At 70.3% G+C, this 10,390-nt stretch carries 11 protein-coding genes and 2 pseudogenes; 4 read left to right on the top strand and 9 right to left on the bottom strand.

The window, feature by feature from the left end:
* The 3 genes and pseudogenes from O3Q52_RS40060 to O3Q52_RS54270 form a co-directional block, all read right to left on the bottom strand.
* Window positions 1-251 (bottom strand): annotated as a pseudogene (locus O3Q52_RS40060) (hypothetical protein); the annotation flags it as partial.
* Window positions 252-454: 203 nt separating this feature from the next.
* Window positions 455-967 carry a DinB family protein gene (locus O3Q52_RS40055; protein ID WP_269653487.1) on the bottom strand — a complete coding sequence of 171 codons (513 nt, stop codon included), beginning with the start codon at window positions 965-967 and terminating at the stop codon, window positions 455-457.
* A gap of 69 nt (window positions 968-1,036) precedes the next feature.
* Window positions 1,037-1,246 (bottom strand): hypothetical protein, encoded by a 210-nt coding sequence (locus O3Q52_RS54270; RefSeq protein WP_332112985.1) that lies wholly within the window; start codon window positions 1,244-1,246, stop codon window positions 1,037-1,039.
* Between the two features lie 35 nt (window positions 1,247-1,281).
* On the opposite strand from O3Q52_RS54270, the gene O3Q52_RS40045 reads away from it, so the two are divergent.
* Window positions 1,282-2,187 (top strand): Gfo/Idh/MocA family protein, encoded by a 906-nt coding sequence (locus tag O3Q52_RS40045; RefSeq protein ID WP_269653486.1) that lies wholly within the window; start codon window positions 1,282-1,284, stop codon window positions 2,185-2,187.
* On the opposite strand, the gene lnt is transcribed toward O3Q52_RS40045, so the two are convergent.
* Together lnt and O3Q52_RS40035 are read right to left on the bottom strand one after the other, a co-directional pair.
* The gene (lnt, locus tag O3Q52_RS40040) at window positions 2,111-3,697 is read right to left on the bottom strand and encodes an apolipoprotein N-acyltransferase (protein WP_269653485.1); all 1,587 of its coding nucleotides are present in this window, start codon (window positions 3,695-3,697) and stop codon (window positions 2,111-2,113) included. The genes O3Q52_RS40045 and lnt overlap by 77 nt on opposite strands.
* Before the next feature lie 119 nt (window positions 3,698-3,816).
* Window positions 3,817-4,302 (bottom strand): nuclear transport factor 2 family protein, encoded by a 486-nt coding sequence (locus O3Q52_RS40035; protein ID WP_269653484.1) that lies wholly within the window; start codon window positions 4,300-4,302, stop codon window positions 3,817-3,819.
* A 202-nt stretch (window positions 4,303-4,504) separates the two neighbouring features.
* Here O3Q52_RS40035 and O3Q52_RS40030 point away from each other — a divergent pair, with 202 nt between their 5' ends.
* Window positions 4,505-5,254 (top strand): SDR family NAD(P)-dependent oxidoreductase, encoded by a 750-nt coding sequence (locus O3Q52_RS40030; RefSeq protein WP_269653483.1) that lies wholly within the window; start codon window positions 4,505-4,507, stop codon window positions 5,252-5,254.
* Window positions 5,255-5,359: 105 nt separating this feature from the next.
* Here O3Q52_RS40030 and O3Q52_RS40025 read toward each other — a convergent pair whose 3' ends face one another.
* Window positions 5,360-5,539 carry a hypothetical protein gene (locus tag O3Q52_RS40025; protein ID WP_055617124.1) on the bottom strand — a complete coding sequence of 60 codons (180 nt, stop codon included), beginning with the start codon at window positions 5,537-5,539 and terminating at the stop codon, window positions 5,360-5,362.
* Between the two features lie 127 nt (window positions 5,540-5,666).
* On the bottom strand, window positions 5,667-5,942 hold the full coding sequence (locus O3Q52_RS40020) for a helix-turn-helix domain-containing protein (protein ID WP_269653482.1): 276 nt from the start codon (window positions 5,940-5,942) through the stop codon (window positions 5,667-5,669).
* A 159-nt stretch (window positions 5,943-6,101) separates the two neighbouring features.
* Here O3Q52_RS40020 and O3Q52_RS40015 point away from each other — a divergent pair, with 159 nt between their 5' ends.
* On the top strand, window positions 6,102-6,662 hold the full coding sequence (locus tag O3Q52_RS40015; RefSeq protein ID WP_269653481.1) for a carboxymuconolactone decarboxylase family protein: 561 nt from the start codon (window positions 6,102-6,104) through the stop codon (window positions 6,660-6,662).
* Window positions 6,663-6,950: 288 nt separating this feature from the next.
* On the opposite strand, the pseudogene O3Q52_RS40010 reads toward O3Q52_RS40015, so the two are convergent.
* Window positions 6,951-7,079: pseudogene (locus O3Q52_RS40010) on the bottom strand (undecaprenyl-diphosphatase); the annotation flags it as partial.
* 707 nt (window positions 7,080-7,786) lie between these two features.
* Between O3Q52_RS40010 and O3Q52_RS40005 the strand changes: the two are divergent.
* A complete protein-coding gene (locus tag O3Q52_RS40005; RefSeq protein ID WP_269653480.1) occupies window positions 7,787-9,370 on the top strand; it encodes an ATP-binding protein in 1,584 nt (527 codons plus the stop codon).
* Window positions 9,371-9,383: 13 nt separating this feature from the next.
* Here the strand turns inward: O3Q52_RS40005 and O3Q52_RS40000 are convergent, their stop codons facing one another.
* Window positions 9,384-10,193: an integrase core domain-containing protein gene (locus O3Q52_RS40000; protein ID WP_269653479.1), complete on the bottom strand. Its 810-nt coding sequence runs from the start codon at window positions 10,191-10,193 to the stop codon at window positions 9,384-9,386.
* Window positions 10,194-10,390 lie beyond the last annotated feature (197 nt).

Genomic DNA, 10,390 nt, shown 5'->3' with positions numbered 1-10,390 from the left:
GAAGGGGCCGTACGCCGGGGCGTGGATGCGGGAGGCGAGGGGCGCCGGGACGGGCCGATCATCTCCAGGGCCTCCCGGGCCGGCGCCTGCACGATCTGGGGCTCCGCCTTGCCGTCCGGGCGCGGCTCCGAGGCCGGAGCGGGCGCGGACGGGGCGCCGGGAGCGAGCGGTCGCTGGACGGTCACACAGCCGGAGACGGCCGAGACGGCCACGGTGACCAGGAGCGTTGCGGTGGTCGCGGTTCGATGCACCCGCGCAACTCTGCTGTGTCCGCCCCCATTTGGGGAGCTGACAAGCGGAGGATGCCCCGCATGGGTGAACGACCGGTGCGCGAGCCCGCGGCGGCCCGGGGAGGGTGTGCGTCATCTGCGGGTCGGTGAGGGCTGGTCGCGCAGTTCCCCGCGCCGCTGAAGGGGGCGTCTGGTTGCCGACCCCTTGCCGGTACCTACGCGCTTCAGTCGCCCGTTACCCCGTCGATCAGCTCGCGGAGCAGGTCGGCGTGACCGTTGTGGCGCGCGTACTCCTCGATCATGTGGGTGTAGATCCACCGCAGGTTGAAGGGCTTGTCGGTGAACCTGCTCCTGCCGTCGGACAGGTCGTCGAGCGCGAAGCGCGCCGCGTTCTGCCGGGCGACCTCGATCTCCCGCTGCCAGGTGCCGTACGCCTCCTCCCAGGTGTCCTTCTCGGTGAGGTGGAACTCGCCGTCGCGGTCCTCGTCGCTGTAGTAGATCGGGCCGGGATCGTCGCCCACCAGCACCTTGCGGAACCAGCTCCGCTCCACCTCCGCCATGTGCCGGACGAGCCCGAGCAGGGAGAGCTCGGACGGTGGCGCGGAGGCGGTCCTGAGCTGGGCGTCGTCCAGGTCCTGGCACTTCCGGGCGAGGGTTTGGCGGTGGTAGTCGAGCCAGCCCTCCAGCATGGTTCGTTCGTCGGCGTCGATCGCGGGTTCGCTGCGTTCAATCGTCATGCCCGCATCATCGCGGAGGGCCGGCCGACAGCCCAATCCTTTCCGGGACCTGCCGACCGGCGTGAGCGGTCAGCTCCGCAGCATGCCGTCCAGGACCTCCCGCAGCTCCGGCCGACGGGTCGCCTCCAGCGCCAGCCGTCCCGGCATGGCCCTGCGCAATGCGACGGTCGCCGCGGTTTCGAAGGCCGGACCTGTCCTCTTCCTGCGGAGTTCCGACGGAATCGCCGACTGGCGGTCGCCGCAGGCGCCGTATGCTTCCGAGGAGACACGGGTGAGCACGCCCTGGACATGTCGGTTCCCCGGAGGAGACCCCTGTGAAGGTCGGCTGCATCGGACTCGGAGACATCGCGCAGAAGGCCTATCTGCCGGTGCTCGCCACCCGGCCGGGGCTCGAACTGCATCTGCACACGCGGACGCCCGCGACCCTCGCCAGGGTCGCCGACAGCCTCCACCTGCCGGCCGGGCAGCGTCACACCGACCTCTCCGAGCTGCTCGCGCAGGACCTCGACGCGGCGTTCGTGCACGCGCCCACCCACGCGCACCCCGAGATCGTGACCCGCCTCCTCGAAGCGGGCGTGGCCACCTATGTCGACAAGCCGATCGCGTACGAACTCGCCGACTCCGAACGCCTGGTGAAGCTCGCGGAGGAGCGGAACACCAGCCTGGCCGTCGGCTTCAACCGGCGCTACGCACCCGGGTACGCGCAATGTGCCGACCACCCGCGCGAGCTGATCCTGATGCAGAAGAACCGCGTCGGCCTGCCGGAACAGCCCCGCACGATGATCCTCGACGACTTCATCCACGTCGTGGACACCCTGCGGTTCCTGGCGCCGGGGCCGGTCGACGACGTGACCGTGCGGGCCCGGGTCGAGAACGGACTGCTGCACCACGTCGTGCTCCAGCTCGCCGGGGACGGATTCACGGCGCTCGGCGTGATGAACCGGCTGAGCGGCTCGAACGAGGAGATCCTCGAAGTCTCCGGGCAGGACACCAAGCGTCAGGTCGTCAACCTCGCCGAGGTCATCGACCACAAGGGCCAGCCGACGATACGCCGGCGCGGCGACTGGGTACCGGTGGCCCGGCAGCGCGGGATCGAGCAGGTCGTGCTCGCGTTCCTCGACGCGGTGCGCGCGGGCAAGGTGCTCAGCGCTCGGGACGCGCTGGCGACTCATGAGCTGTGCGAGCGGGTGGTACGTGCGGTGACGGACCGGCCCGCCTGACCCGAAACGGCCGGGCCCCTTCCCTGGCGCCCAGGGCGGCCAGGATGAGCAGCGCCGCGTACACCGGCCACTCGCCGAACCGCGCGTACGGGGTGACACCGTGTGCCAGGGGCACGTCGTACACCGCGGAGGCGCCGGCGTCGGTGCCGAGCCAGGAGCCGACGCGCTCACCGTTCGGGCCGTAGACCGCGGAGATGCCGGTGAGCGTCGCGTGCACCATCGGCCGGCCCGTCTCGGCGGCCCGCAGCGCCGCCAGTGACGCGTGCTGTTCGGGCGCCCAGCTCTGCTGGAACGACGAGGTCGCCGACTGGGCGAGCAGCAACTCGGCGCCGCCCCGGGCGAGATGACGGCTCATGTCGGGGAACGCCGACTCGAAGCAGACCATCGGACCGATCCGCAGCCCGTCGCCGACGTTCATCACCACCTGCTCGGTACCGCGTATCCGGTCCTCGCCCGCCGCCTTGCCCACGGACGTGGCCCAGCCGAGGAGGGAGCGCGCCGGGACGTACTCGCCGAAGGGCACGAGCCGCATCTTGTCGTAGCGGTCGCCGGTCGGACCCTCGGGACCCACGAGCACCGAACTCTTGTATATGCCGCGCCGGTCGGAGCGGCGCGCGTCCACGTTGACCAGGATGTCCGCGTCCACCTCGCGGGAGAGCGCCGCGAGCCGGTCCGCGATGTCGGGCCGGTCGGAGAGGTCGAAGCCGACACTGCTCTCGCCCCACACCACGAGGTCCACGTCCTGCCCGGCCAGTTGCCGGGTGAGCGTCTCCTCGCGCGCGAACCGCTTCTCCGCGCCGCCGACGCCGTCGATCACACCGGGCTGCACGACGGCGATCCGGACCCGGCCGTCGACGTCCGGCCGTGGGGACCACACCCAGGCCGCCGAGGTGGCCGCGGCCGTCGCGACCAGCCCGGCGACCGCGGGGACACGGGACTGCCGTACGGCGACGAGGACGGCGACCGCGACGTTCACGGCGACGAGCAGGAAGCTCAGCAGCCACACCCCGCCCACCGAGGCCAGCCGCAGCGCGGGCTCCACGTCCCACTGACTCGATCCGAGCAGCCCCCAGGGGCCGCCCAACCCCTCCCAGGAGCGTACGAGTTCGACCATCAGCCAGGCGGAGGGCAGCACGAACAGGGCGGCGACGACCTGGCCCGCCGAGGGCACCCCGGCCAGGAACCTGCGGGTCAGCCAGCCCCACGGTGCCCAGAGCGCGCCGAGCAGCGCCGCTATCACGACGGTGAAGACATGCAGGCTCGGCAGCAGCCAGTGGTGCACGGCCAGCATGAACCCGAGCCCGCCGAGCCAGCCGTCGTACGCCGCCCGCCGGGCCGTCGGAGCCGAGCGGACGAGCAGGATCCACGGCACCAGCGCCACGTAAGCGAACCACCACAGGGACGGCGCCGGGAAGCTCAGCATCGGCAGCGCACCGGCGAGCGCGGCCGCGACGCCGCGCCACCAGGGGGAGTCGAGGCGTCGGCGCCAGTCAGCGGCGGACAGCTTCATGCAGCGCCTCCCTCGACCCCCGAAGCACGGTGCGTGACTCCAGTGTGCGCGCACGGGGACGATCTACGTAAGGGGGCGATCCACTCAGATGGGCAGGCGCGAACAGGCCGACCGTGGGCTCAATGGGCGGCGGGTTCCTGCTGCGTCTGCGTGACCCGGCGCCACTTCTCGTGGACGACCACCTCGCGCAGCCGCCAGCCGTTGTACGTCCGCACCAGCCCGAAGTCGTACCGGCCGCCGCACACGAAGTCGGGCTCGGTGGACCCGCCGTCGTCTCCCGCGAACCGCATCGGGTTGACGTAGTCCGCCTGGATCCGGGCCGTGTCGCCCGTGTCCTGCTCCAGCGCCCCGAACCGCACCCGCCGGTTGACGATGAGATGCTGCCGCATCGGGAACAGCTCCATGGTCTGCGCGAGCCATCCGGCGATCTGCCCCGCGTCCCCCTCGATACCGCCCGCCGACCGGTAGTCCGCCCGCCCGTCCGGCGCGAACAGTCCGCGGTACGCCTCCCAGTCCCCGTCGTCGACCGCCACCGCGTACTCGGTGACCAGTCCGTCGACCGCGAGCCGGTCCATTACCGTAGCCAGTTCCACGCGCTGCGTCATCGGCTCAGTGTTGGCCACGGGGAGGTCCGAGCCAAGGGGCGTGCAGTGATATTCACCGGTCGTGCGCCGTATGGACGTACGGATCCGGTCCCGGGAGACGATCAGCCGTCCCGTTCCGGCACGGGCGGGACCGCGGACCACGGATCATGGATCGTGGGTTGCGGATCACTGGTCACTGATAGCTGATCACGAAGGAGCGCACATGTCTCGTCCGTCCCGTCCCGTCACGGTCGTCACGGGTGGCAGCCGGGGGATCGGTGCCGCGACCTGCCTGCGGCTGGCGGCGGACGGCCACGACCTGGTGGTCGGGTACGCACGCGACGACGAGGCCGCCGAGCGGACCGCGGCGGCCGTACGCGAGGCCGGGGCGCGGTGCGTGACGGTACGCGCGGACACCTCCGACGAGGCGGACGTCGAGCGGCTCTTCGACACGGCTGCGGAGCGCCTCGGCGCTGTGACGGGCCTGGTGAACAACGCGGGCGTGACCGGCCCGCTCGGCCGGCTCGCCGACACGGACACCGCCGAACTGCGCCGGGTCGTGGAGGTCAACCTCCTGGGCGCGCTGCTGTGTTCGCGCCGGGCCGCGCGCGACATGGCGCCCCGGGGCGCCGGCGCCATCGTGAACGTGTCGTCGGCGGCGGCCACGCTCGGCAGTCCCGGGGAGTACGTCCACTACGCGGCCACCAAGGCGGCGGTCGACGCGCTGACGGTGGGCCTCTCGAAGGAACTCGGCCCCGACGGCATCCGCGTCAACGCGGTCGCCCCGGGCCTCATCGACACGGAGATGCATGCCGCGATGGGGGATCCGGACCGCCCGACCCGCCTGGCGCCGTCGATTCCGCTCGGGCGGCCGGGGGATCCCGCGGAGGTCGCGGCGGCCGTGGCGTGGCTGTTGTCACCGGATTCGTCGTACGCGACGGGAGCGGTGCTGCGGGTGGCAGGGGGCCGGTGAGGTCCAGGGCTCCGGCGGAGTGGTTGGTGCGGCCGGTGCCGCGGGGCGCCGGGCTGGCCCGCATGCTCAGGAAGCCCTCACGCCACGGACATCACTCGACGGGCCTCACGCCGCCTCGATGACCTCATGACGTATCGCCGCGGCCCACTGCACGACCAGCAGTTCGTACTCGGCCCTCTCCTGGGCCGACAGAGAACCGCCGGCGCGTATCCATAACGCGCGGATCTGCTCATTCAGCACGGCGGCAGACCGCGCGGAACCAGGGCTCACGGAATTGGGGGACATGCGCACAAGCGTAGGGCCAAGGACTGACAGTGCGCTACCAAACGGCTACCCATGCAGTATGTGGTTGGTCACGCCAAAAACGTTTGAGGGTCGATGGGTTGGGAAAAGGGCCGGCCGTCGTTCCGCTTCACCGCTGGTCGGCCCAGGTGCGGGACCAGTCGAGCAGGGGTCCCATCGCCGTCACGAGGTCATCGCCGAGGGGTGTGAGGCGCCAGGTCGTCTCGTCCGTGGGCACCGCGATGCCCGCCTCGCGGAGGTCGGTGAGGCGGGCGGACAGGACGCTGGACGACATGGCGTCGCAGCGGCGCTGGAGGCCGCGGAAGCCGATCGGCGCAGCGCTCCGGTGGAGTTCCCAGATCACGCGGAGCGTCCAGCGGCGGCCCAGCAGGTCGAGTGCGGCCATGACCGGGCGACCCGTGGCCGAACCGCGCACGGGCCGACCGGGGCGTGGTGCGGTGCCCAAGACGCATTCCCTCCTCGTCGGTTGCCTGACAACTACCGATGCCTTCCTTTGCGTTCCCACCCTTGCGCTTCGATTTCAGAAGCGCAAGAGTCGGAGGGCATGAAGCAACGCATCGACGGCGTCACGCCGCCCTATGACCCCGAATCCGAACGCGAGTTGCGTCGCTGGATGCCGCCCGGCGTCACCCAGGAACCCCTGATGCTCTTCAAGGTCCTGCAACGCCACCCCGACCTCGCCTCCCGAATGCGGACCCTCGGCGCGGGCCTGCTCGTCCACGGCCGCCTCTCCGACGCCGACCGGGAGTTGGTCATCGCCAGGGTCGCCGCCCGCTGCGGCTGCGCGTACGAGTGGGGCGTCCACATGGCCGCGTACGCCGAGGCCTCCGGTCTCGGGCAGGAGTGGATTCCCCTGACCGTGACCGCCACCCCGGCCGATCCGGCCTGGACGCCCCGCCAGGGGGCCCTGCTCCGGGCAGTGGACGAACTCCACGACACGGCCCGCCTGTCGGACGACGCCTGGACCGCTCTCCGAGCCCATCTCGACGAACTCGAAGCGCTGGAGTTCCTGGTCCTGGCGGGCTGGTACCGCACCATCGCGTACGTGGCCAACGGACTGGAGATCGAGCGGGAGCCGTGGGCGCGGGCGTTCCCTGAGGGGTGAGCCGGAGCGGTGCCGCGGTGCCCCTCCGGATAATCGAGTGCCCCCAACAGCCCGTCCCGCTACGGTGGTTCATGTCCAGGTGCGAAGGCTGCGGCTACTTCTCCTGTCAAGAGAGAGACGCGGGTTCGAATCCCGTCGCCGGCGCGAGCCGGTGTCGTCCAGCGGCCGAGGACACTTACGTCGCCGCCGCCGAGTCCGACCTCTGGACACCGAGCACGGGCCGCCCGCCACGGGGGAATCAGGCGGGCGGCCCGGTCATGTCAGGGGGTGTTGCGAGTACGGTCGCGGTCAACCTGCCGACTCGGCCGCGTTCGGGCTCAGTGCGCCCACGCTGACCAGCACGATGATCAGGATGCCGAGCAGGATGCGGTAGTAGACGAACGGCATGAAGCTTTTGGTCGTGATGAACTTCATGAACGCAACTATGTCGACATGTCCTGAGCGGCTTTGACCTGCTGTTTTCCACCATTTTTCAAGATCGAATGGGAGAGCAGTGGGAAATGGCGCCTTCCACTACTCTCCCGCCGACCACGAACGGCGCAGCCACCTGCTTTGCAGCGAATCGGCAATCTCCTGCTCCCTGGCCAGGGCAACGTGCGAGTGGAGACCTTCATGCCGGCGGCCTCGTGGCCCATGCGGGTCTCCACGGCGATGCGACTGTGTCGATCTTCGTCCAGCCACTCCTTGCCGCCGTGACGAAGCAGGTACAGCCGCTTTCCGGCGTTCGTGGTCGCGGGGAACCGGCCCCTGACCCGCGGCCAAACTGTCCAACAAGGCACTGGCCGCAGTGCGCGCCTCGGTCGCTCACCAGCCCGGATGAGATTTTCGGCAAGGGCAGGATGCATGCGGCCGACTGGGACGATGAGGACGACAACGGTGCTCCGGATGGGCTGATCGGCACGCGAAGAGCTGTGCGGCGGTGACCTGCATGCCCTGGCGGTCGCCGGAGGCGCTCCAGCGGTCACCGCACCCGAGCGGGCGCTGGCCGCGTTTCTGCGTCTGCCCGCCGGGTGATCCCGTACCGGGGCGCCGCTGTGGCACTCGTGCCTGTACGGGGCGGTGTAGCCGGTGTTCGGGTGCACGGTCGCCTCAGGTTGTCGGTGCCGTCGGCTAGCGTGCGAGGTATGCGCTACTTCAATACGGCCGGGCCGTGCGTCCCCACGCGTCACTACATGGTGCCGGCCCAGGAGCGGCTGCCCAGGGCCCGCGGGTACATCGAGCAGGGCCAGTACTTCGTGGTGCACGCGCCACGGCAGACCGGGAAGACGACGGTGCTGGCGGCGATGGCCCGGGAACTGACGGCCTCGGGCCGGTACGCGGCGCTGCACTTCTCGTGCGAGAGCGCGGAGGTGGCCGGGGAGGACTACGGCCAGGCCGAGCTGCTGGTGCTGGAGGCGATTCGGCGGTCCGCGGAGTCCGCTGGGCTTCCTGATGAGCTCGCGCCCCCCGCCTCCTGGCCCGACGCGGTGCCCGGGTCCCGGCTCACGCGGGGGCTGACGGAGTGGGTGCGGAGCTGTCCGAGTCCGCTGGTGCTGTTCTTCGACGAGATCGATGCGCTGCGGGGGGAGAGCCTGCGCAGTGTGCTGCGCCAGTTGCGCGATGGCTTCACTGTCAGCCGTGGCGGCTTCCCGCATGCGGTGGTGCTGTGCGGGCTGCGGGATGTGCGTGACTACAAGGCGGCCTCGGGCGGGGATCCGGGGCGCCTTGGTACGTCGAGTCCGTTCAACATCAAGGTGGCGTCGCTGCGGTTGGGCGACTTCACCGAGGCCGAGGTCGTCGAGCTGTACGGGCAGCACACCACGCAGACGGGCCAGGATTTCACGGTGGATGCGCTGGAGCGTGCCTTCGGCTTTACCCAGGGACAGCCGTGGCTGGTCAACGCGCTGGCCCGGGAGGTCGTCGAGGAGATGGGGGTGCCGTCGGACACGCCGATCACGGCCGGGCACATGGAGGAGGCGAAGGAGCGGCTGATCCTGGCGCGTGCGACGCATCTGGACTCGCTGGCCGCCAGGTTGGGCGAGGACCGGGTGCGGCGGGTGATCCAGCCGGTGATCGCGGGCGAGCTGCTCCTGCCGACGGACACGTACGACGACGATCTGGCGTACGTGCGTGACCTGGGGCTGGTCGCTCCGGACGCGCCGGTGCGGGTGGCCAATCCGATCTACCAGGAGGTCATTGTCCGGGTCCTGGGGAACAACACGGAGGGCCAGGTCGTCGCCGCCCCGAGCAGCTTCCGGCTGCCGGACGGCCGGATCGACATGGACAAGCTGCTGTGCTCCTTTGCCGAGTTCTGGCGGGAGAACGGCGAGATCCTGGCCACCGCCTCGACCTACCCGGAGGCCGCAGCGCAGCTGGTGATGATGGCCTACCTGCACCGGATCGTGAACGGGGCGGGTTTCATCGACCGGGAGTACGGGATCGGCCGGCGGCGCGTGGACCTGCTGATTCGCCAGCCGTACACCGCTGCCGACGGTTCGCGGGCGGTGCAGCGCGAGGCGCTGGAGCTGAAGGTGTGGCGCCAGGGCCGCACCGACCCCCTCGCCGAGGGTCTGGCACAGTTGGACGACTACCTGGACCGCATGGAGCTGTCCACGGGCACCCTCGTCGTCTTCGACACCCGCCCGCAAGCAGCCCCGGTCCACGAGCGCACCGCCTTCTCGCAGCGGACCACGCCCTCCGGGCGCACCGTCACCCTGCTGCGCGCCTGACGGCCGGGAGACCTCAGCCAGGAGCGCCCCCGGATCTTCCTCCCGTGGCCGTGTTCCCGGAGCAGCACGGGTTCGGTGCGGGAGCTGGAGGGGCTCCGGTGTCACCGTCCGACCTGCCCCAGGCCGATGCACGCTCGACGGTGGAGGCGAAACTCGCCCTGTTCGAGAGACTGTTCGCGGGCCGCGCCGACGTGCACGCCCTGTTGGGTGCCAAGAGTCCCGCACATGCGTTGAGCTGGGTGTTCGTCAGACTGTTGTGATCTTCGTCAGGCTGTGTCGCGGTACTCGTGGATGAGTCCGCTGAGGACGTCGTGGCGCTGGATGTGCTGGGCGGGGAAGGGGATGACGTTCGGATTGTCGGCTGGTGCGCGAAGGTGCAGGGCCCGGTGCGGCCTTCCGAGTTGTAGTGCTCGGCGTATTCGGCGAGGACACGCCGTGCGTGTTGCTCGTTGTAGATCAGCATCCGGTCGGTGCACTCGGCCCGCACGCTGCGGATGAACCTCTCCACGTGGGCGTTCATCCGCGGTGTCTGTGGCGCGCTCTTCAGGATCTCGATGCCGTCGGCGGTGAAGACGGCATCGAACGCCTGGGTGTAGCGGCTGTCGCGGTCGCGTAGCAGGTAGCGGAAGCCGGCGGCGCGGTCTGCGAGGTTGGCGAGGAGGTTCCTCGAGAGCTGGGTGGCCCAGGCTGCGGTCGGGTGGGCGGTGACGCCAAGGATGTGCACGGTGCGGGTGCCGACCTCCATGACCACGAAGGCGTACAGCCTGGTCAGCGCGGCGGTGTCCACCGCGCACTTCCCGCCACCCGCACCGGGATGAGTCACGGGTGCAGGCGGCGAGATGAACCTTCCCCTTGACCGTGGACACCTGGAGACTGGGACCCGAGGTTCCAGAGGAAGTAGCACCAGGTGGGAAGCAAGTACACGAAGCGGTACACGGAGGAGTGAACCGCCCCGGGTTCGATAGAGATCTCAGATTATGGTTGTGACCTGGGGTTTCGTGGATTCCATGTAGTGGTTGG

The organism is Streptomyces sp. ActVer (assembly GCF_027270795.1).
Lineage (GTDB): Bacteria > Actinomycetota > Actinomycetes > Streptomycetales > Streptomycetaceae > Streptomyces > Streptomyces umbrinus_A.
Note: the sequence above shows the minus strand (reverse complement) of the source record. Positions and strands in the feature narration are given on the sequence as shown.